Raw genomic sequence first — 22,182 nt, 5'->3', positions numbered from 1 at the left:
AAAAGTTTTGTGAGCATACGATTCCCAGGTTTTACTTTGTGCAAAACTCACTTTATAAGCATTTATTGCACGAACGATGCATTGGCAGCGCCCTGCTTGATTCGCTCGATCTGGCCAAGATGCCTTTCCACATGTGCGGTGAAGCTATGGACGATATCGGAAATTTTCACGATCTCCCCCTTGAAGTTAATCCCGCTTTTCTCCCAATCCTCTGCGCTGAGCCGTTCAAACAATAGACTGTTATAATAAAGCAGGCTGCGGAACAACTCCAAGCTATCGGAAGCATAACCACTGTTGGCGTACTGGCCGCTGACCCAAGCGTCCTGATTGAAGACTGGCAGCTGCGCAGTTGTAGCAGCGAGAATATCACGGATGCGGAACGAAACCACAATGCTGTGATCAGCTAGATGAGCCAGCACCTCAGTGACACTCCAACTTGTTGGTTCCGCCTTCCATTTCAGCTGTTCCTCTGTTAACCCTGCAGTTGCATGCACCAGCTGGTTGTAAGTACTTAAAAAATTACTGATTTGAACTTTGCTCATTAAATCCCCTCCAATATAAAGCCTGCTTGCGAATGATCAGGTGCAAAACGTGATAACGAAAAAGGTTGGATGTTGTGGTTGGTAGCTCCACTTGTCGCCATATCAGCAAGTATTTCACCTACAACACTAGAAAATTTAAAACCATGCCCTGAGAACCCTCCGGCTACCAGCACATTGGAGTGGAGCGGATGGCGGTCAATAATGAAATCTTCATCAGGCGTATGCTCATATTTGCATACAGAACCTTTAAGTAATCGGCCAGCTGCACCCGGCATATAAGACTCCAGTACTCTACGAAGGTCTTGCTCATCGCTGGCTTCACTGCCAAAGGGAGCAAGTAGTGTGCCTGGTTTCCATTCCAGCCCCGTATCGTGCCGGCCGATCTTCAGACCGGTTCCATCAATGCTGGGAAAGCCATAATAGCCACCTTCCTCAGCCCCTAGCGTGAAGCCAGGGAAGTTACCGGCTGAAAAAGCAGGTGAGCTCTCAAACCAGCCCACAACTTTGCGGATCGCCTTGATTGGCAAATGCACAAAAGGCGCTAACGCTCCAAACCAGGCTCCGGCACTAAGGATAGCTGACGCTCCGTGATAATCGCCGTTTGTTGTATGAACTGTCACACTGCCTTCGCGGGCGGTGATGTTTACTACCGAAGTGTTCGTCAACAGCTCCGCACCCTGTCCAAGGGCAAGCTGGCGGTAGGCGGAGATACAGCGCTCGCTGTACAAATACCCGGCATCTGGTTCATACATTGCTGCGAATGTTTCTGGTATGTTCAATCCCGGCCAGCGCCGCCGGATCTCTCCGGCATCCAGATGCTGAACCTGCACCTTCCGTTTCTTCGCTTCCGCGAGACGACCGCTGAAGGAATACACTGCACTATCTGCTAGATTCAATACGCCCGAGCGGACAAGCAGTTCTATTCCACTCAACTGCTCGGCTTCTTTCCATAAACGATCTGCCCGCAGAGCCAAATCAATGTAAGCGGGATCACCACTGTAAGCGTGCCGGATCAGCCGGGTTTCCCCGTGATGGCTTCCCTGTGTATGTGGAGGATCAAAGGCATCAATTAACAGCGTCTTCACTCCGCGCCTCGCAAGATAGTAACCGGCGCTCATGCCCATCGAGCCTGCGCCGACGATAATTACATCGTAACTGTTATATTCAGCTATAATTCTGCACCTCCATCGGGACTGTACTGCACTAGGGAACGAACAGCTACATCCGCAAGGAAACGTGCTGCCACAGGGAGTGCACGTTCATCCAGATTGAAGGCCGGATGATGCCATTCCTGGCTTCCTTCAGTACCAACAAAAACGAACAGTCCGGGTATCACGCGCTGATAGAAGGCGAAATCCTCTCCAGCCAGAGAAAGCTCTGGCTGAATCGCTCGGTAACCAAGAGCTTCGACCGATTCAACTCCAAGCGCTGCTAGGGAGGGGTCGTTGATAACCGGAGGTGGCCCTTCTATCCAGCGAACGGTAGCTTCTGCTCCAAAAGCCGCTGCTACACCGACCGCCACTTCCTGAAACCGGTTCAGCACTTTGCTGCGCACCGTTTCATCAAAGGTGCGGATCGTCCCTTCAAGCACGGCTTTTTCGGGGATAATGTTCCATGAATTGCCGCTGTGAATCTGCGTCACACTGACCACCGCACTCTGCAGTGGGCTGACATTGCGACTTACAATGGACTGGAATGCCGTCACAATATGCGAAGCCGCTACAATCGGGTCTATGCCAGCTTCCGGAACGGCAGCATGAGAACTGCCACCCTGCACTTCAATCACAAACCCGTCAGCTGCTGCCATTAAAGGACCCCCCTTAATACCGATGGTTCCGACTGGCAAGTCTGGCTTGTTATGCAGCCCGATCACTGCCCGGACGTCTTCTAGTGCCCCGCTAGCAATGATTCGCTGTGCACCCTGCGCCTTCTCCTCCGCTGGTTGGAATAACAGGCGCACCGTTCCCTGTAATTGCTGCTCTCGCTGTTTCAATTGATAGGCGGCACCCATCAAGGCAGCCGTATGGAAATCATGCCCGCAGGCATGCATTTTGCCGGGATATAATGAAACAAAGGATACTCCACTTTCCTCCTGGATTGGCAAGGCATCAATATCTGCGCGCAGTGCGATGACCGAACCAGGCTTTTTGCCGCCAATCTCTGCGATCACGCCGGTAGACAGACCGTATTCTACGATCCTGACTCCTGCCCGCTCCAGCAGGGAAATAATATATTCTGTTGTGCCATATTCTTCATTGGACAGTTCCGGGTGCCGGTGCAGATGACGGCGTATCCCGATTAATTCTTCTTCAAGCGCTTCCGCACTTAACTCTTTAGCTTTACTTGTCATATACAGTCACCCTCCTTTACACGATTTCCTGTGTGATACCGAGCCCGCCCGCTTTATGCCTCTGCCGCCACTTCAGCGATTGCTTCGCTCAATAGCTCAAAGGATCGGAGCCGTTTGTCAAAGGGCTGTACATTCGTCGTTATGATGAACTCCTCGACACCGGATGCCTCTGAAAGTTCCAACAACTGTTCACGGACAGATGATTTAGTTCCTTTGGTAATCTCCGGTTCCAGCTCTTCAATCGTGTAGGCTTCATTGCTCTGGCGGGCAAATTCTTCCGCCTGTTCCAAGGTCCCTACTGTCAGCTTCTTCCCGCTCGCCAGTTGAATCCGGATCAGCTTATGCGCACCTGCCAGTTCTTTCGCTCCCTCCTCAGTCTCAGCCACCACTAACGATAAAGCGATAATCGCTTGCGGTTGTCTGCCCTGTGAAGAAGCAAAACCGCTGCGGTAAGCACGAATGGCATCCAGCGCTACCGCCTTATCGCTGTTAATAAACAGGGAGAATACGTACGGTAACCCCAGTTCAGCGGCAATTTCCGCGCTACTTACACTCGCACCAAGGACATACAACTCGGGAGGAATACCAGGAAGGGGACCTGCCTTCAACCCTGCCAGCGGATGGTTTTCTTCGAGGCGGTTATGTACATACTTTTCCAGCTCGATGATTTTGCCCGTCAGGTCTGGGGTTTCAGCTTTTCCCTGCTGCAGTGCCTGTGTGCTGCGCGGGAGTCCACCGGGAGCACGTCCCACACCGAGATCCACTCGTCCAGGAGCCAGTGTAGACAGCACATTGAAGTTCTCCGCTACCTTATACGGGCTGTAATGCTGGAGCATGATTCCACCGGAGCCAATGCGGATTCGCTCTGTTTTAGCCAGAAGATGTGAGATAAGTACTTCCGGGGAAGAGCCGGCTACCTGCTCGGAGTCATGATGCTCTGAAACCCAGAACCGGTGGAATCCAAGCTCTTCGGACAATTGTGCCAGCTTGATCGTATGCTGGAATGCTTCCTCCGGCGTTTCTCCCGGATAGATCGGACTTTGATCAAGTACGCTGATTGTAATAGCCATTGTTTTTCCTCCTATATGGAATAGTTAAATTCAGGTGTGATCCGCTTCAGGAACTGCTTCGTTCTTTCTTCGCGCGGATGGTTAAACAGCTCTGCCGGAGTCCCTTCTTCAACAATGACGCCTCCGTCCATAAAAACCACATGATTCGCCACATCACGAGCAAAGCCCATTTCATGAGTCACCACAATCATTGTGATGCCTTCCTTAGCAATTTTACGGATGACGGCCAGCACCTCACCCACTAACTCTGGGTCCAACGCCGATGTGGGTTCGTCGAACAATATAACCTCCGGCTCGAGTGCCAAGGCACGGGCAATGCCAACCCGCTGCTGCTGGCCTCCGGACAGCTGACTTGGATAGGCGTCCAGCTTGCTGCCAAGACCAACCTTTTCAAGTAGAGCAATACTCCGCTTTTTCGCTTCTTCCTTCGGAAGCTTTTTGACAATCAGCAGTCCCTCCATCACGTTCTCCAGCGCGGTTTTATGGCGGAATAAATTGTACTGCTGGAACACCATTGCCGTTTTTTGCCGGAGCAGATGAATCTCCTTTTTACGGGCGTGCTTGCAGTTCACTTTGAAATCGCCGATGGCGATCTCTCCGCTGCTTGGCTTCTCCAGATAATTCACACAGCGTAAAAGTGTCGTTTTGCCTGAGCCGCTGGGACCGAGAATGACGACAACTTCACCTTTCGTCACCGTTAAATCTATATTGTTGAGCACCTGATTCCGACCGAATGACTTCGAAATTTGCGCAAGCTTGATCATGCTACTCCACCTCGATTGTACAGATTAATTCTTTTTTCAATCAGCGACGTCACGCGTTCGATCAGGAACGTAAGTCCCCAGAAAATCAGTGCTGCCGCCAGATAAGCCTCAAAAAACTTCCAGTTCGTTGAAGCAACAATTTGCGCCTTAGCATTGATATCCACCACCGAAACGGTAAAAGCAAGGGTAGATCCATGCAGCATACCAATTACCGAATTTGAGAGATTGGGCAGACTCGCCGCCAGCGCCTGAGGAAAAACAATCCGCCGCAGTGCCTGGGGCGTGGTCATGCCGATAGAATGTGCCGCTTCCAACTGACCGCGATCCACCGCAAGCAGACCGGAACGGACGACTTCGGACATATAGGCTCCCGCTGTAATCGAGAACGAAATATAGGCAAAACCGATCATCGGAATCGATACTGACCTGAAGCTCCAGCCGAACTGTACCGCCAGACCATCGATTAATACGGGAAGCCCAAAATAGATGAGCAAAAGATGCGTCAGCATCGGTGTCCCGCGGATGAACGTAACATAACCGACAGCCAGCGGATACAGCAGCGGAATTCTGTATATCCGGATCAACGCTACAGCCACACCAATCACAAATCCAATGAGTACTGAGACAACAGTAATAGATAAGGTCACAGGAATTGCACTTAAAATTTGCACCAGAGCAGTCCAGATAAAAGAAGGATCCAGCTTCATAACCTGCCACCTCCTTTACCCGGTCCAAGTTCAGCAATGATGCGGCGGTAGGACCAGCTTTTGTTGATTTTGAACGATTTTTTCTCCGGTGTATTCCGTTTCTCATGCCGCAGCAGCCGGCGTTCTGCTATAAGCAGCAGTTTCTCGATTGTAAAGCTGATGACCAGATAGATTAGCGCAAGCGCGATATACGTTTCAATAAAATGCTGAGTTAAGCTGCCTAGCGTCTGTGCTTTGCCTGACATTTCCATCACTCCAAGAGTAAAGGCCAATGACGTATCTTTCAGTAGAGCAATCACCAGATTGGAGAATACCGGAACTGCGATTCCGAGCGCCTGCGGCAGCACGATTCGCGTAAAGGCTTGAACCCCCGTCATTCCTGTAGCATAAGCAGCCTCTACCTGCCCCTTATCCACCGCCATTACAGAAGCCCGGATCATTTCGGACATGTATGCCCCCGTATGCAGCCCGTAAGTAAGTATCACAAAAACAAGCACGGGAGTCCGGGTCATATCGACATGAACCAGCTTCATAATTTCGGGCAGACCATAATAAAACAAGAAGAGCTGGATAAGAATCGGAGTTCCCCGAAAAAAAGAAATATAGATTTCGGAGATGGTTTTTAACACAGGCACTTTATAAAGTCTTGGCAGAGCTACGAGAAAGCCGACAAGAATTCCTGTCAGTAGAGAACAGGCGACAATCAGAAGCGTGGTGCTTAAAGTCTCTAGTAACTTAGGCAAAAACGAAAATACAAAGCTGATATCAAACTGTGCGCCCATATATTCCCTCCCTTCCCGTGCTCACCGGCTCAATCATTTAACCGAATCCGCTGTAACATCCGCACCCAACCATTCCGTACTAAGCTTGCCTAGTGTGCCGTCTGTCTTCAGCTCTTTAATCGCACTGTCAATCGCATCTGACAGCTTTTGCGAATCGGCATCATCCTTACGGAAAACATAGAGAATGTCCGCGGAGGACAGCTCGTCGCCCGTTGCTTTTAGCTGATTCTGCGGATCAATGATCGGCAGGACAAAATCTGCAGCCAGCGTTGCGTCCACACGACCAGTACTAATCTGTGCGACGGTATCATTCGCTGCACCATTCTGATACACGATATCAATCGCATTGTCATTCTCTTTATTGTAGTTCTCGAGTATTTGTGCTTGTGCACTCGTTGCACCTACAAGCACCTTTTTCCCTTTGAGATCATCAAGCGATTGGATTGAATTATTATCCTTTGCCACTACAATGCGGTTTCTCCAGTGGGCATAGGCTTCTTTGTTAAAAGAGTATTTCAGCTCCCGTTCCGGATTTTTCTCCATGACATGGGCGACCAAATCGATTTTTTTGGTTTCCAGGCTCAGCAGCAGATTGCTGAAATCCATGGTTTGAAATTCGAATTCATATTCTGGAAGCTGCTTATCGATTTCTTTGAGCAGTTCCACATCAAATCCGGTGAGTTTGCCGTTCTCATCAATGAAGCAGACTTTCGGAAAAGCAGTACCCGTGCCCACAATGATCTTAGTTACCTTAGCCGAATCCTTTGCCGGTGCCGCAGCTTCTGCTGTATTTCCCTTCTGATTGCTGCTAGCGCTGTTACTGTTGTTTCCGCAGCCGGCAATCGCCAGTGTCAATATCGATGCAAATACTAGTGAAATGGACTTTTTCATTGTTTTATCCCCTTTGAATGAACTGTGGTTTGTCTGTAAGTGTTTTTTTCAGCAGATACATAATGCCGTCACCATTCTGCTGATCCAGTTCTAGAAACCGTTCGTACCCCCGGCGTTCATACATTTGAACCAACCACGGATGTTTCTTCGCCGTTGCCAGCGTGACCGCAGCCGAACCTAACTGTCCAGCAATAATGTTCTCTTCCACCCATTCCAAAAGTTTTCCACCATAACCTCTGTTACTGTAATCTGGATGAGCAGCAAACCATTTAATAAAAGGCAGTGGGCTAATCTTCTTAATCTCTTCTTCCTTTGAAAGGGTTATGGTCGCAACTATCGTTCCGTCAACTTCAAGCACATAACACTCATTCGTAGCTATATTGTCTTCAATAAGCGCCAAGTCGGCTGTGGCCGCCGGCCAATGCAGCCCGAGTTCACGAATCAGCTGATAGGCACGATATGTAACATCCAGCAATTGCTCCGCATCCTTCAGTTCTGCCAGCCTGTATACCTCACTCATCACATGCCCTCCAGCCTTTCGAAAATTAACTTTATAATCCCTATCGAAATAGTCGTGATTATATGCAATTAACTTTATCACTGCATGTGTCCATGCGCTAATAGAGTTTTTTAATACATCTATACAATTAGTCGATCTCCCACTTTACCAATCCCCAGTTCAAGCAGGGTTTCGATGAATTCTGCGTTCTCTCCATTTAGCGAAATCAGGCTGGTTCGCAAGGAGATGCCTTCCGTCTCCGCAATATCCACCCGGATCAGCGACCCCGTCGCCACTTCCTCTTGCACACTGAGGGCGGGAAGGAAACAGATGCCTGCTTTTTTCAATACCAGCTTTTTGGCTGTCTCCAGGTTATCTACCTGATATTCAATCTTCGGCGGCTGTTCCATGCTCTCAAATACACGATGCAGCCGCATCCAATCTAAAGAGCCACATTCAAAAAAAACCAACGTCTCCTGGCGGATATCCTCCAGTGAAGCCCGCTGTGCTCTAGCAAAGCGATGTCCCTCATGTACATACAGTGAGATGGGGTCCTCGCAGAAAGGAAAGGTTTGAATTGCCGGATTTACGATCTTACGGATAAAAGCCAAATCAAGCTCCTTCGATTTCAACTTTTCAGTCAATACTTCCGTAGAAGCTGTCATCAGCTTGATTGTGATATGAGGATATCTGCGCTTTAAATGGAGCATCAGATGGGGCATTAAATAATTGGAAACCGAGACCGTACTGCCGATTCTCAGTTCATTTGGAATGTGTCCCTTAGCCTGAACCTGATATTTACCGTTCTGATAGATCTGGAGAATCTGCTGGGCATAGGGAAGAAACTGTTTACCTTTATCCGTCAGGTTAATCTGCTTGCCCAACCGATCAAACACTTTGCAATCCAGTTCCCTTTCTAGCGATTGAATCCGGGCCGTTACTGTCGGCTGTGAGATATATAGAACTTCGGCCGCTTTATTGAAGCTTCCATAATGGTTGATGTAGACAAAAGCCTCAATATTTTCAATGTTCATCCCTAATCCCCCTATGCTTTTATTAATTTAACTATTCCGATGTAAAAACAATGAATTATAGCGATGCTTCCCTATAGATTTTGTTTATATCTTAGTCATCGCCCTATTTTTTGTCAACAATTAATTCCGTGTAAATCAATCGGATTTCGGATCAAACGTTATGTTTATTTCGTATAGAACTTTTCTATTCCTATATCAGAATTATGAAACCCCTCTTATTCCACTGGGAATTATCATGTATAATAATTTCATTCGAATGAACATTACATTTGTCTGAAAGGGGATAGCGAAAACATGTCACAAAAGATCATTATCCGTGAAGCTGAGAATAAAGATCGAAATGCTATCGCCGATGTGCTGTTAGATGCATACCACCAATATTCGGAGATCATGCCTGAGCCGTTGTGGCTGGAGTATCGGAAATCGCTTCTTGATTCCGTTCATGGTGATGCCCCGCTCGTTCGGATCATCGCTGAAATCGACAGGAAAATCGTTGGTAGCGCACTCTTGTTCAGTTCCTCGGAAACGGCATACGGGAAACCGGAGCTCGGGATTCACTCCCCTATCCTACGTCTGCTAGCCGTATCTCCATCCGCTCGTGGTCTTGGCGTTGCAACTCTTTTGATTCACGAAGCTGCACAGAGATCACTACAGTTGGGTGCCACCACCTTGAACCTGCACACCTCGGAAATGATGTCTTCAGCCATCAAACTGTACCAGCGCTTAGGCTTTAATCGTGCGTATGAGACCGATCTTATGAACGGTGACACCTTGGTACAAAGCTTCCGACTAGACCTGCTGTCCTCCGTGCGTTCTACAGCGGGACAATTATAGAATTCGAGAATTCTTTAGTATTTGTCTTTTAAATATAAAAAGAAGCCTCGGAAAGCTTCCCCAATGATCTTGTGTGATCGTTACGGCGAACTCCCGAGGCTTATTTATTTTTCTTTTTTATAAGTAATTTCTTTAAAACTCACAGTGATTTCGCCCGTATTATCGGCATCGCCCATTCGAAGATCTGTAGTAACGGTAGCACTGGAAGGGATGGACGAAAAGCTTGCCCCCTTCTGCTTCTTTTTTACATCATAGAGATAATAAGAAACATCCTTAACATTAAGCCCTATATTATCCTTGTGCATAAGTTCTACAGTATATGATTTTATCACGGCTACATTAGCGTCCATCCACTCCACAACTTCAATAGCCGTATCTTCATGATTGCCTTCAGTCTTAATGGATCCGATGGAAAGACCATCCTGATTATAAAAATTAATTTTTTGTGCAGCTATTTTCAGATAATCGATATCGATGTCAAGAATTCGGTTTTCGTTGATTTCTGCTGTATCCATCCAGGCAATCGTGCCCGCCGGGTTCCACTTTATTTTCTCAGAAGGTACATATTGCTCTTGTGGTAACGGTACAGTACGTAGCGAAACTCCTTTATTATCGTAAAAGGTTAATTCGCTGCTCTCATCATCATGTACAAATCTCTTAAAAGTTGGTGAGAGGAACAGGGATGGCGCCCCGGTCGTCGAATGTGGGATTACGCGATATTTCAGAAGATGGACATCGTCCTTTCCTGTTTTCAGATCAAAGATCCATACATTGCCGAGATAACTCTGCATAAACAATTTTTGCTCATCAGCTTTCCATTGAAATTTATAAATGTAATCATAATCATCAGAAAGCGGCCAGAAGTTTTCCCGAAGTCGTTCAATCTTTCCTGTAACAACATTATATGAGGACAAATGATATTGCCCGGCTTTTTTCGTCACATCCGATTCCAGAAATAATAGATGATCCTCATCCAGCGGGATTAGCATATTATAGTTGCTCATAAAAGCGTTATTCCATCGATTATTGGAATCGTTGAGTTCGTCGCTCCATTTCACCTTCACCTCATCCGTAGCAGGATCATGGGCTAACAAAGCGTTGACAGCATTGTGGTCGCCATAGAAAAGATGAATGGTATGATAAGAGATCCCTTGCAGTTCAACTACTGCTCCACCATTTAATAGATAGTTATTTTCGGATAGGTCCATCGGTTTGGCCACCAGATCTCCAATAGAGTTCCGTTCTGTATTAAACTCCAAACCATTAAATTTTGCTTCCGAGAACAGAATTTTTTTTAACTCAGCAGTTGATTCCTTAGTAATTGTGTAGCCTGTATCCGTTTCGTTCACATTCATTAACATGCCTTGCTCGCTTGTCTCGTTAATCCATAAATGAAAGGCATATTTATTATTATCTGAAATTAGAACGATATCGTAGTTAGGCGTTGCGGTATTTAAATTCCCTGGTATTTGTTCAGCGGTACGGATGGCTCGGACGAAAGTATCTATGGTTTCATGATCTGTGTATTCATCCTTTATGTTAGCATTCACTGAACCATGTGCTAGAGAGTTTGCTAATGTGATTCGCTTGATGGTCTCATCGATCTTTAGATTATCGGATTCTACATGCTGATCATTTGATTCAAATAAGTTAAGCAAAGCAGCCTTATCCGTTTCGGATAACTTGTAATGCCCATTTTGTCCTGATTTGGTGAAAAGACCATTATTCTTGCCCATAATCCAGAATGAGAACTTTTCGTTTTCTTTATTCTTCAATTCAACAGTAGCCTCATATTCAGGTGCTGCAATATCAAGCTTCCCGTTGTCATACTCAGCAGTATGTATAGCTTTATTGAAACGTTCTATTAGCTTTTGGTCCTTTATGGTTATTAATCCGCCGCTATCATCATGGATTGTAATGGAGTCCACAGAACTCAGATCGATTAGCGTTTGATTCGCTTTATCTTTATCCCCTGTATTGACACATCCAACAAAGATTATTGAAATAACTGCTAAAAGGGCTAGTAGATTTAACTTTTTCATATAGGCTCCCCCTTCTTATTCTCTCTTCTTTGACGCCGGTTAGAGGATAAAGTTGCAAAAAATGAGATTTTACACCTATTTAAAAAGACCTAAATAAGCCAAATCTAGCCTGTAGCCATTGGATCAGATTCTTGATCTGAGCAAAGTTACAGTGTCTGTAGCGATAAAAAAAGCCACCGCACAGGCCTGTTCTCCTGTAAGGCAGCTTCTTCTTTATCTCAATATATCTCTTACAGCACCTGTCAGCACACCAATAACTTCTTGCTCGGTGGCCAGCGGAGAATCTCCTTCTACTGTGTGGGCTAGCATACCGGCCGTGGCCGCAAAGGCTACAGTATGCTGAGGATCAAAACCTTCCAGCTCTCCGTGAATTATACCACTGGCATATGCATCTCCAGCCCCGACTCTATCAAGCACCGGAAAGCTTAAGGTCTCGGAATATGCGAAGCGACCGGATTTGAAGATATAACCGCGCAACGAATGGCGGTTATCTTCATGGATGGACCGATGCGTTCCTGCTATCGTACATAGACTGTAGCGTGAAGCTACTGCGGGAATTAGCTCCTGAAGTTGTTCTTCCCTTGAAGTTCCCTCGGGCTTCATACCAAGGATTAGCATTGCGTCTTTTTCATTCATCAGCACGATGTCGGCCAAATGCAGCATGTCTTCGTAATGGAAACGCGCCAGCTCATAGCCTCTCTCTCCCCAAAGCGATGGGCGGTAATTGCAGTCAAAAACGACTAGACCACCGCGCTGCTTAACCGTTTCTGCATAAGTTTTCATCGCTTTTCGCACACCGTCGTTCATTGCCAGCGTTATCCCACAGAAATGAACAGCATCCGCGAGGTCTGCCAGCTCTGCGAATGGATAAGTGCCCGGAGGAGCAGTATTGAAGCTGCTCTCCGGGCGACCGGAATAAGTCACTCGGGAGGGGCGAGCCCCGAATCCGTTTTCAAGAAAGTACATCCCTATACTTGAGCCCCCGCGCTGGATATGCTCCGGCTGGATACCCAGTCGCCGAAGATAGGCTGTTGCTGCGTCACCAATAGGATTCGCAGGCAGCCTCGACACCAAGCTTCCTTGATGTCCGTATCGGGACAATGCAGACAGTACATTGACGCCGGTGCCGGAAAAGGAATACTTCAGCAGGTTACCCTGAGATAACAGTTCAAAGCCTGGTACCTGTAGCCGCATCATTATTTCACCAAAAGCGGCGATATGTTTAGGCATATTGATCCGCCAGCTTTTTCATCGTCCGATACAGCTGTTGTATGTCCGCCACTCTCGTTCTTCCGCTCTGCGGATCGATGATCGATGTATAGACATGGGGAATCACCTGCGGCACTCCTGCTTCCAATATAATGGACAAGATCTCTTCAAAGTTGTCCAGATCGATACCGCCGGTCGGCTCCAGCGCAAAACCCTCTTCCGCACAGGCTTTGGCCACAGCGATTAGCTCCGCTTTACGGCTCAGCCCCTGCATCGGAAAATACTTTAAAGCATTTCCGCCCATATCCCGAACCAATGCAATCGCCGCATTTACGGGAATTACAGCTGGTACAGATTGTGCCGCACTGGCCGGGCCGGTGGAGATATTCACAAAACCAGGTTGTCCCGTTGGTGCGATCATGCTGTTAATCCAACTATTTTTCGCTCCAAGGTTGGCACGGGTCGCACCAACTGCTGGGAACACCTGATTAATATGGCTGCCAGCATAGGATTTGACAATCTCTGCAACAACAGCAGCTTGCCGATTATCACCTGCACCTAGTCCTATCGATACCGCACCGTCAATTTCCCGCCCATATGCCTCCATCGCCTGTACGGCTTCCTCTACCGTTGCATAATCTTTGGACAATACACCGACCAGTACATAACCTTCGGCGGCAGCAAACACCTCTTTGGCATTTTCTATATCCTTAGCCAATACGTTTAAGGCCACCCGACCTTTATAGAACCGCTTGTTAATTTCAGACATTGCTTGCCCCTCCTGTCAATTCCCTTATCCTCGCAGTAATCATTTCTATGTCATCACCCATTAGCGGACGCGGATCAATATCAAAATAACCTTGCCTTACCCCATAGTCTCTAGTGTATATAGCCACTTCACCTTGTTGAAGCTGCTGGGATAGCTCAAGTGCTGTTATTCCGCACTGATTCGGGTCCACATGGATGCGTCCACGATAAATTGCCCGGCCTGCTTCATCCTGCACGATAGCTACCCGAATTCCGGGAAGCCCGTCGAGCGGCATCAGCAATTGGAGCGTAGCTTTTTCCTTTTCGCTTGTATCCTGCTTGTGAGCATATTCATCCAACGCCTGCATCAGGCCGAAGGATGTTTCCTTACCAACCTTCATGCTGCGGCCAATGCCGTGAAGCTGCACTTTCAGCCATTCAATATAAAGACGTTTTCCCGCCACAAGTCCGGATGTTGGACCTTCTATAGCTTTGGAGCCACTATAAATAACCAGATCGGATATTTGCACGTATTTCTGCAGATCCTCTTCCGCTGCAGCATCTACAATAAGCGGTACGTTATGAGTTTGGGCCACAGCCCAAGCTTCCTCTACAGAGATCATATTCTTCTGAACGGCATGATGAGATTTGACGTACAAAATAGCTGCAGTCTGATCCGAGATCGCAGCGGCCAAATGCTCCGCCCATCCTTCATTGGCATAACCTGCTTCCACCACTTTACCGCCACCGAGATAAACCATGGTTTCCACTGGTGCACCGTATTGTACGTTATGACCTTTTAGCATTACAATTTCATTTCTAAAAATGCTATCCTGATGGAGCCGCAGACTTGTACGAATATTACCGCGGGTTACCAGCGCCGCCACGGATAAAGCAATTCCACTGGAAGCCGAGTTCACGATCACCGCTGCTTCAGAACCTGTATGACGTGCAACATAATCTCCCGCTTTATCCACCAAATCGGCGATTTCCACATAACTCTGTCCGCCTTGACGCATAGCTTCCATCACCGTATCGGTCGGTGCCGATACCCCGAGGATGCTCATCCGGCCGCTTGCATTAATAACTCTTTTCAGGCCGTATTTCGCATTCCATGTATTTGTCACCTATGATCACCCCTATTGCTTGAATGGTTTGCTGCGCTACCCGGCGTTCCCCCTCAGAATCTACCAGCTCAATCTTCTCATCCGTCACACGAAAAAGGGTCAGATTCGCCTTGTTATTGATCCGAATCTCCCCAAGTTCCGGGCGTCCCAGCCACTGGGCTGCTCTGCTCGTCACCCGCGCAATTGTTTCTTCAAGGGAATATCCCAGTGCAAGGAATTTGTTCAACAGATTCGCCATGGAGTAGACGGGACCATTCATACGGTTGCCTCTGTATATGTCCGTGCTGATCGTATCCGGATCAATACCGTTTTGTTTGGCCGCCTCGGCCACAGCGAACGAGAAGCTAGCCGTACCATGTCCCACATCCAAGTGAACTCCACGCTCAATAGCATCTTTTAGCACCTGGAGCGGTCGATTCTCCTTATCGAATAAATTGTTGCTTTTACCATTTAGATAATGGGTTATCACGTCGTTGCGTTGAAGTAGCGGTAGAACCTCACGGATATCCGGCGGTGCGGAGCCTATATGTACCATCAGCGGCAGCCCGGTCTTCTCCGAGAGCTCCAGCGCATGATGAAGCGGTTGAATGCCATTGTCACCCACTACGCTTTTGCTGATTCTGGCCTTCAAGCCTACGATAAATTCTGGATAAGCAACTACCGCCTGAAGCACCTTTTCATGATCAATCCACTCTAGTTGGGACAACTCGTCAATTCGCATTAGGCCAATCTTTGAAATGTTAAGAAAAGCTAGCAGTTGCGTTGCTGACTTTTTCCCCGCCTCCGCCAGCTCACCCATCCGCTCCGCTCCGCAGCTACCTGCGTCCACGAGCGTAGTCACGCCGCATCTGATTCCAATCTCATCGATCTCGTCACCATACGGATTCAGTTCTGCAAACGCATGTACATGTAAGTCGATCCAGCCGCTAGAAACATACGCCCCATTGGCTTCCACGACCTTGAACCCATGCTCTTCGGCGGTGCCACCGGGAACTATCTGGACTATGTTGCCATCAGCTATGACAATGTCCATTTCCGTTCCATTCAGGACTTTCGCCCGGCGGAGGAGTAAACGTTCTGCTGTCATCGTCACACCTTCTTTCCAAATTCAGAACATTACCGTCCTAGGTCTTTCCCGCACACTCTATAACACAAACAGTCCCAATGGATGTAAGATCTTTTTTCACAGGGACTGTTTGGATGAACTATTTAATCTTTATTACTACCGTGTTCAGACCCGAAAACCCTTCAAAAAATTCACAGCCTGGCGGATATCTTCCTCCGGATTAGTGCCAACCTCCCGTTCTATGGTCAGGAATCCTGTATAACCGATGTCGTTCAGCGCTTGCAGATAGTTGTTCCAATCAACAGAACCTGCTCCGAGCGGAACTTCACGGAATGCCGAGCCGGTCTCGGCCATTTCAGCGATCTTCTCATGGTCTAATGCTGGTGCTTCATAACCATATTGACCGTAAACATCGCGCGGATCGATATCGGCAAGCTTGAGACCATCTTTAGCATGGGTGTGTACAATGTAATCTTTTAGAGTATGAACACCTTGCACCGGATCATCACCAGTCACCATGACCATATTGGCCGGATCAAAATTAACGGAAACCCCTCTGGAACCCAGACCGTCGAGGAAAGTCTTCAGACGTGCAGCGGGTTCTGGCCCAGTCTCAATCGCAAAATAAGAATTCATCTCATGTGCATATCTGCTAAGTTCCTCACAGGCAATGTGCATGGTTTCATAAATTTTACTGGCTGGGTTAGAGGGAACAATACCGATATGTGTAGTTACGATATCTGTACCTAGCTCCTTGGCCAGCTCCATAATGCGCTTGGACTTTTCAATTTTGGCACGGTTCTGGGCAGGATCCTGAAAGCCATGTCCGCCTAAATCTCCAACGAGGGCAGAGATTTCTAAACCCAGCGAAGCAATGTAATCCTTCCATTCACGGCGTGCTGACTGAGAGAGAGTAGCGGGATCAAATTCGCCTTGCACCGCATAAATCTGAACTCCATCTGCCCCAGCTTCTTTTGCCTTACGCAATCCCTCTTTCACTCCAACCTGAAAGCTGTCTACGATAACACCGATTTTATTAGTGATAATTGGTTTAACCATGGCAATAATCCTCCAGTATAATGAATTAGATTTGGTTCCAAACCCGCTTGATGTATTCCAGCCCCAGTCTTGTTCCCTTACGGCACTCTTCCATTCCCTCAAATTCTACAGAGATATATCCGTCGTAACCGCTTTCTTTAACGATTCGAATTACACTCGGCATGTCGATGTCTCCTTGACCAACGATGGCACCTCTCAACCAGTTCCCACCGGAGGATTGGAACCAACCTTCGCCAGGCTGGCGGTCTTGCGGACGAATATAGAAATCTTTGAAATGCACCATCGAAGCAAGCTTGATGTTGTTAGGTACAGCTATTAGCGGGTTCTCATCTGCGCACAGGAAATTCCCAATGTCGAGTGTTGTACGGAAGTTGTCTCTACCTACCGCATGAACCAGCGCCTGTACACGATCGCTGTGCTGAATAAAGTATCCATGATTCTCCACACTGGTCGTAATGCCCAAACCTGCGGCATAATCGGCAACTTCTCGGCAGGCTTCAGCCAAACGTGGAAGCTCTTCCAAAAAATGCGTGATGGATAGATCGTTTGACGAGGCTACATCATGCCGCATCCGCTGAATGCCTAATGCCGCGCACACGTCTACTTCCCGCTTTACCCGCTCGACTTCCCGCTGCATTTCCGCTGTCTCCAGCCCGGCAAAGTTCGCCCCGATAGCATAATTGGATAACTCTAGTCCACGTCCCGCTGCTGTTCGTACAATCTGATCTATTAGCTCAGGATTTTCAACCAGATTGATACCCAAGGGTACAATCTCCGCATGTTCTGCGCCCAAATCGGCGATCGTCTCAATGACACCTTCAAGCGTGAGCTCACCCGTCGAAAAAGCTGAATGCAGACTGTATGTGCTGATTCCTAACTTCATAGTTTCACCTCTTCACCTTTGGCTGCGGATTCATAGATCGCTCCGAGTATCTTCATGATTGTAACGCCGTCTTGCACAGGACTAATCGGTGTAGAGCCGGTGCTGATGTTGCTCGCAAAATGATTAATTTCATTCTGGAATGCACTGTTGAACTCAAACCCCTTATTATCGGTCTGCGGATAGGTATTGACGATCGTATCCGCCTGTTCTTTAACAATGACTATCTCAGGATCAATTTCAAAACCACCCTTGTCACCGTACAGGCGTACCGAACGCTCGTCTTCTTTGGCATGCAGTGTAAAGCTGACATCGACCATCAGCGAAGCTCCATTCTCAAAGCGTATCAGTGCATTCGCTAAATCTTCCACCGTATTGTTCGCTGCGTCGTAATCCGCGGCTTTATAGAAAGAGAGATTCTTAATATTAGAACGATTGCCGAGCTTCCGGTAGGTATTGGCACTTACCGATACTGGATTCGGACGGCCCATCAAATACCAGCAAAGATCGATCACATGGACGCCAATATCGATCAGCGGTCCGCCGCCGGAGCGTTCAATATCACTGAACCAGCCGCCGGGATTGCCTAGTCTACGGAACGTCGTTGCCTTTGCATAGTAGATTTCGCCGAATTCTCCTTGTTCCACCAATGTCTGAAGGAGCTGGGCATTGGAGTCATAACGTCGTACAAAGCCTACTTGCAAAATCTTGCCGCTCTTTTCCACTGCTTGCTGTACCTGAAGCGCTTCTTCAACCGTACGGCAAAGCGGCTTTTCCACAAGCACATGCTTGCCTGCCTCAAGCGCCGCGATGCTGATCTCGGCATGGGAGTTGTTCCATGTGCAGATGCTGACTGCATCTATTTCGGAATTGGCCAGTAATTCACGGTAATCCGTGTATACCTTCTCCACGTTATATTCTGTAGCTACTTCGCGTGCACGTTCTTCATTCAGATCACATACCGCATATATGGTTGTCTGCGGATTATTCCGATAAGCACTTAAGTGCATGCCGGAGATAGAGCCCGTACCTATTACGCCAATTTTGATCTTATCCATTAACACTCGCTCCTTTATTTTGCATAGGTTATGATTCGTATTATAATGATTTCAACCCTAAATACCATGCAGAGCCTTGCGGTTTCATTTGTACAATTGTGCTATAGGAGGTGCAGTCTATAAATGTTGGACTATGATAAACATCTACAGGAACCCATGGACATGCCGGATCCCGAGTTCCCGATTAAAGTACATACCCAGCGCTTCAACCAAGAAGGAGTTATGTTGTTCCCACATCATTGGCATGAGCATCTTGAGTTTATATTTATTGAAAGTGGTGAGGCTGTTTTTGAGTGCGGACGAACACCAATTAACGTCCGGGCTGGCGATTTAGTTGCTGTGAACAGCAACGAGCTGCATTATGGGGTAAGCGCTTCTTCTGATTTATTGTATTATGCGATTATTGCAGATACTTCCTTGCTGCATAGTGCGGTAAGCGACGCTGCCGAAACCAAGTTCATCGCCCCGATTCAGCGGAACCAGCTGCTGTTACGTAACCATATCCGAGGGGATCAGCACATTACAGACTGTGCGTTGGCGATTATCCGGGAACTGGAACGTCGCGAATTTGGTTACGAGCTGGCTGTCAAATCCGAGCTGTACCGCCTGCTAACACTGTTGTTGCGCAGACATATCGTCACCGTACTCTCACAAGCGGAGCAAGAAAGACGTATTCAGACCGTTGAACGCTTCGCACCTGTTTTGCGTTATATCGATACCCATTACCAGGAGCCGATTCAAGTTGACGAACTTGCGGCGCTAACGGGGTTAAGCCGCTTCCATTTCAGCCGTCTCTTTAAGGAACTCACTGGGCATACGATATCGGAATATGTAAATGCTGTCCGTTTAGACCGTGCAGATTATTTGCTCCGCCATACCCAGCTAACGATTTCTGAAATCGCTACCACTACTGGCTTCAGCGATATCTACTACTTCAGCCGCACCTTTAAAAAACATAAAAAGGTAACCCCTAGCAGTGTGAGAGGATTCTAGTTAGAGTGAACAAAGGACTGCCTCTTGGCAGTCCTTTGTTAGTGTATGTATCGTTCCTCTAGTTAAACTGTCATTGCCATACAAGCTGACCCTTTCTTATTTTTGCTGCATAAATGATTTGGCCTGTATGATAATGGACTTCTCTCACCATCGCTATCATGAGATTAAGAGCAGTAGTCTCGTTATTTACTTGGCTATATGTAAGTGGTGGTAAATTAAGAAAGGGTTGTGACATCAATAACTCCGGGTTAGATTGGAGCCGTTCAAGATATTGGATGATAATATCAAAAGCATCCCTGGTCATGGTTATGGCTTGTTCTTTTGTCATTTCTAGGCCTCTTTCAAACTCCCTCTCCCTATCTCTAGTATCCGGAATATCTAAAAGGATAGTTTCAATTCGTGAATGTACTGCCCCGCTAATATGAGCAACCAAATTTGCAATACTGTTACTTTCCACGGTTGGGGACCATGTAATATCCTCTTGGGTACATTGCTCGATTGCTTGGAGCGTCCATTTCTTTTCCGATCTAAATTTGACTAACATACTTTCAATTAACTCAATGGCGATATCCATTGCTAACCTCCTATTAATAAAACCTATGTATAATTTTACCAAACACATCTCCTCTGTCAAATGAAATCTAGTCCCAATGCTATTTTTATGCCACAATGTTTTGTTACATTCTTATCCTGGCTCCTGAGAAAAAATAACTCTTTCATTTAACACCAAGAAGGTCAGGTAAGGGTAGTTCCCTCTACTGACCTTCTTTTATTTTATTAATTGTGTAAAAGAAACTATCTTCCATCTTATGGGTATAATTAACATAAAGCTCTATAGGAGGGAAAATCATTGAGAAAATTAAGGAAGCTGATTCTTTTAGGATTTTGCATCATGATTTTACCTGGAACCGTGATTTATGCTGCAGCTGGCTCATCTGAAGTATCATTATATTTGAATAATGTGCTTCAAAAACAGCCCGCAATATTGTCCGAAGGTTCGATTTCCTTGACGACTGAACAGTTGTCTAAAGATTTATTTGCACTATTCGCCTTGGATGAATCAGGTAAAACGGTTCGAATCTACAAGCCTAATATAAACATGGTTATGCTCGATAATAATGGAGAGATTTTTGGTAAAGTAAAAAGCCCGTCACGTTTTGCATTTTCTACTCTATTACAGGTGGATCATTTAAAAGCAGAAATTTCAGATATTAAGGTTGTGATCACCGATCCTGCGGACAAAACAGAAACCATTGATGCTCAACAAATTAAGAACAGCGAAGAAAACTTTTGGTTCAAAACCAACGAGTATACATATTCCTTTAATACAAAGGGCACCTACACTATTCAAGTGTTTTTTAAAGATGTGGCTTCGAAGAAGTGGTTTCCTGTCTCCGAAATCGATATATTTGGCATTTGAATTCCAGTTATAAGGGACTCAGCTCATTCTATTCTTATCGCAATATTACCAAATTGTTCTCCCTGCTGCATTCGGTGAAATGCCTGAACTGTGTCTTGTAAAGGATACACTCGATCAATGATAGGTCGAATCGAATGATGTTCCATAAACTGAAGCATATCCGCAAACTCTTCACTACTTCCCATTGAGGTACCTATGATACTAATTTGCGGGAAAAATATGGCTCGCGTCGGGATTTCCATTCGATCTCCTGAGCTTGCACCTAACGTGACAATACGTCCATTGGGTTTAATAATATCAAAGTAATGCGGGAACGTCGCAGGCCCAATGCTGTCGAGGATGAGATGAACGGTGTCTCCATTCATGCTTTCCTTCCAATTGCTATGACTGTCAAAAGCATGGTCAGCTCCATGAGCGAGTGCAGCTAGTCTTTTCGATTCACTGCGTGAAGTGACACTGATACGTGCACCCACCGCTGAAGCCATCATCATGGCATAAGTCGCAACCCCACCACCAATGCCAGGTATAAGAACGCGTTCACCTTTCTTTAAGCAGCCTCTAGTAAACAGCGCCCGATAGGCTGTTAAGGCTGATAAGGGCAGCACGCCGGCTTCTTCCCATGACAGGTAAGCTGGCTTGCTGATGGCATTTTGCGCTGGAATGATGATTGACTCAGCGAATGTACCCTCTGAAGGTCCCCCTACAATGGCTGGAACGTTAGGAACATTGTCGGCATATTCCCATCCGATGCACGGATTAATGATGACATCTTCACCAACATTATGATCAAGTACACCTTCACCTATTGCTTCAATTCTCCCCGCGCCATCAGAGCCGATAATCAAAGGAGCATCCTGTTTTGTTCTGTCATCCATGATAAACAAGTCCCTGTGGTTCAGCCCTGCAGCCTTTAACCTAACCTTCACTTCTCCAATCCCCGGTCTTTTATCCATAATCTCTTTATAGTTCAAGCCCTTCAGGCCACCTTCTCCAGCATGTACAATGGCTTTCATCATCCAAGCCCCTTCCTCAAGTTGTTATTAATGAATCTATAATAAATTTTACATAGTGGGTGTAATCCAGTAAAATGATCAAAACTGAAGGTGAC

General features: G+C 46.9%; 23 protein-coding genes. 3 read left to right on the top strand and 20 right to left on the bottom strand.

From position 1 onward, the window contains the following. Positions 1-62: 62 nt before the first annotated feature. The 10 genes from NYE35_RS16150 to NYE35_RS16105 all read right to left on the bottom strand — a co-directional run bounded on the left by NYE35_RS16150 (position 63) and on the right by NYE35_RS16105 (position 8,639). The gene (locus NYE35_RS16150) at positions 63-542 is read right to left on the bottom strand and encodes a DinB family protein (protein WP_036677271.1); all 480 of its coding nucleotides are present in this window, start codon (positions 540-542) and stop codon (positions 63-65) included. Further along, positions 542-1,714 (bottom strand): N-methyl-L-tryptophan oxidase, encoded by a 1,173-nt coding sequence (solA, locus tag NYE35_RS16145; RefSeq protein ID WP_094900816.1) that lies wholly within the window; start codon positions 1,712-1,714, stop codon positions 542-544. Before solA ends, NYE35_RS16150 begins: the two co-directional genes overlap by 1 nt. Then, the gene (locus NYE35_RS16140) at positions 1,711-2,892 is read right to left on the bottom strand and encodes an amidohydrolase (protein ID WP_094900818.1); all 1,182 of its coding nucleotides are present in this window, start codon (positions 2,890-2,892) and stop codon (positions 1,711-1,713) included. Before NYE35_RS16140 ends, solA begins: the two co-directional genes overlap by 4 nt. A 53-nt stretch (positions 2,893-2,945) precedes the next feature. Continuing rightward, complete coding sequence (locus NYE35_RS16135; protein ID WP_094900819.1) at positions 2,946-3,962, bottom strand: LLM class flavin-dependent oxidoreductase; 1,017 nt, start codon at positions 3,960-3,962, stop codon at positions 2,946-2,948. An 11-nt stretch (positions 3,963-3,973) separates the two neighbouring features. Continuing rightward, a complete protein-coding gene (locus NYE35_RS16130) occupies positions 3,974-4,726 on the bottom strand; it encodes an amino acid ABC transporter ATP-binding protein (protein ID WP_076099209.1) in 753 nt (250 codons plus the stop codon). Continuing rightward, complete coding sequence (locus tag NYE35_RS16125; RefSeq protein ID WP_036677282.1) at positions 4,723-5,433, bottom strand: amino acid ABC transporter permease; 711 nt, start codon at positions 5,431-5,433, stop codon at positions 4,723-4,725. The genes NYE35_RS16130 and NYE35_RS16125 overlap by 4 nt, the downstream gene beginning before the upstream one ends. Further along, positions 5,430-6,215, bottom strand: a complete 786-nt coding sequence (locus NYE35_RS16120; RefSeq protein ID WP_094900821.1) for an amino acid ABC transporter permease — start codon at positions 6,213-6,215, stop codon at positions 5,430-5,432. Before NYE35_RS16120 ends, NYE35_RS16125 begins: the two co-directional genes overlap by 4 nt. A gap of 33 nt (positions 6,216-6,248) precedes the next feature. Next, positions 6,249-7,106 (bottom strand): transporter substrate-binding domain-containing protein, encoded by an 858-nt coding sequence (locus NYE35_RS16115; RefSeq protein WP_076099211.1) that lies wholly within the window; start codon positions 7,104-7,106, stop codon positions 6,249-6,251. 4 nt (positions 7,107-7,110) lie between these two features. Then, on the bottom strand, positions 7,111-7,626 hold the full coding sequence (locus NYE35_RS16110) for a GNAT family N-acetyltransferase (protein WP_076099212.1): 516 nt from the start codon (positions 7,624-7,626) through the stop codon (positions 7,111-7,113). 119 nt (positions 7,627-7,745) lie between these two features. Beyond that, complete coding sequence (locus NYE35_RS16105; RefSeq protein WP_038571124.1) at positions 7,746-8,639, bottom strand: LysR family transcriptional regulator; 894 nt, start codon at positions 8,637-8,639, stop codon at positions 7,746-7,748. A gap of 294 nt (positions 8,640-8,933) precedes the next feature. Between NYE35_RS16105 and NYE35_RS16100 the strand changes: the two genes are divergently transcribed. Continuing rightward, positions 8,934-9,473 carry a GNAT family N-acetyltransferase gene (locus tag NYE35_RS16100; RefSeq protein ID WP_076099213.1) on the top strand — a complete coding sequence of 180 codons (540 nt, stop codon included), beginning with the start codon at positions 8,934-8,936 and terminating at the stop codon, positions 9,471-9,473. Between the two features lie 104 nt (positions 9,474-9,577). Here NYE35_RS16100 and NYE35_RS16095 read toward each other — a convergent pair whose 3' ends face one another. From NYE35_RS16095 to NYE35_RS16060, 8 genes are all read right to left on the bottom strand, one after another. Further along, positions 9,578-11,515: a hypothetical protein gene (locus NYE35_RS16095; RefSeq protein WP_094900825.1), complete on the bottom strand. Its 1,938-nt coding sequence runs from the start codon at positions 11,513-11,515 to the stop codon at positions 9,578-9,580. Positions 11,516-11,728: 213 nt separating this feature from the next. Further along, positions 11,729-12,745 (bottom strand): sugar kinase, encoded by a 1,017-nt coding sequence (locus NYE35_RS16090; protein ID WP_036677293.1) that lies wholly within the window; start codon positions 12,743-12,745, stop codon positions 11,729-11,731. Then, positions 12,738-13,493, bottom strand: a complete 756-nt coding sequence (gene dagF, locus NYE35_RS16085) for a 2-dehydro-3-deoxy-phosphogluconate aldolase (protein WP_094900827.1) — start codon at positions 13,491-13,493, stop codon at positions 12,738-12,740. The genes NYE35_RS16090 and dagF overlap by 8 nt, the downstream gene beginning before the upstream one ends. Then, positions 13,486-14,538, bottom strand: a complete 1,053-nt coding sequence (locus NYE35_RS16080) for a DgaE family pyridoxal phosphate-dependent ammonia lyase (protein ID WP_438269106.1) — start codon at positions 14,536-14,538, stop codon at positions 13,486-13,488. Before NYE35_RS16080 ends, dagF begins: the two co-directional genes overlap by 8 nt. Positions 14,539-14,551: 13 nt before the next feature. Next, positions 14,552-15,685, bottom strand: coding sequence for an amidohydrolase/deacetylase family metallohydrolase (locus NYE35_RS16075; protein ID WP_076272567.1), 1,134 nt, complete (start codon positions 15,683-15,685; stop codon positions 14,552-14,554). 144 nt (positions 15,686-15,829) lie between these two features. After that, positions 15,830-16,723: a sugar phosphate isomerase/epimerase family protein gene (locus tag NYE35_RS16070; protein WP_036677301.1), complete on the bottom strand. Its 894-nt coding sequence runs from the start codon at positions 16,721-16,723 to the stop codon at positions 15,830-15,832. Positions 16,724-16,748: 25 nt separating this feature from the next. Then, the gene (locus NYE35_RS16065; protein WP_094900831.1) at positions 16,749-17,606 is read right to left on the bottom strand and encodes a sugar phosphate isomerase/epimerase family protein; all 858 of its coding nucleotides are present in this window, start codon (positions 17,604-17,606) and stop codon (positions 16,749-16,751) included. Further along, entirely contained in the window at positions 17,603-18,661 is a 1,059-nt protein-coding gene (locus tag NYE35_RS16060; RefSeq protein ID WP_076125574.1) for a Gfo/Idh/MocA family protein, read from the bottom strand. The genes NYE35_RS16065 and NYE35_RS16060 overlap by 4 nt, the downstream gene beginning before the upstream one ends. 123 nt (positions 18,662-18,784) lie before the next feature. Here NYE35_RS16060 and NYE35_RS16055 point away from each other — a divergent pair, with 123 nt between their 5' ends. Beyond that, on the top strand, positions 18,785-19,654 hold the full coding sequence (locus tag NYE35_RS16055) for a helix-turn-helix domain-containing protein (RefSeq protein WP_036677307.1): 870 nt from the start codon (positions 18,785-18,787) through the stop codon (positions 19,652-19,654). Positions 19,655-19,724: 70 nt separating this feature from the next. On the opposite strand, the gene NYE35_RS16050 is transcribed toward NYE35_RS16055, so the two are convergent. Next, positions 19,725-20,228, bottom strand: coding sequence for a DUF1572 family protein (locus NYE35_RS16050; protein WP_036677310.1), 504 nt, complete (start codon positions 20,226-20,228; stop codon positions 19,725-19,727). 276 nt (positions 20,229-20,504) lie between these two features. On the opposite strand from NYE35_RS16050, the gene NYE35_RS16045 reads away from it, so the two are divergent. Beyond that, positions 20,505-21,074: a hypothetical protein gene (locus tag NYE35_RS16045; RefSeq protein WP_076099221.1), complete on the top strand. Its 570-nt coding sequence runs from the start codon at positions 20,505-20,507 to the stop codon at positions 21,072-21,074. Between the two features lie 23 nt (positions 21,075-21,097). Here NYE35_RS16045 and NYE35_RS16040 read toward each other — a convergent pair whose 3' ends face one another. Beyond that, positions 21,098-22,087: a zinc-binding dehydrogenase gene (locus NYE35_RS16040; RefSeq protein ID WP_076144218.1), complete on the bottom strand. Its 990-nt coding sequence runs from the start codon at positions 22,085-22,087 to the stop codon at positions 21,098-21,100. Between the last annotated feature and the right edge of the window lie 95 nt (positions 22,088-22,182).

The sequence above is a fragment of the Paenibacillus sp. FSL L8-0494 genome (assembly GCF_038003695.1).
Taxonomy (GTDB): Bacteria; Bacillota; Bacilli; order Paenibacillales; family Paenibacillaceae; genus Paenibacillus_AQ; species Paenibacillus_AQ odorifer.
Note: the sequence above shows the minus strand (reverse complement) of the source record. Positions and strands in the feature narration are given on the sequence as shown.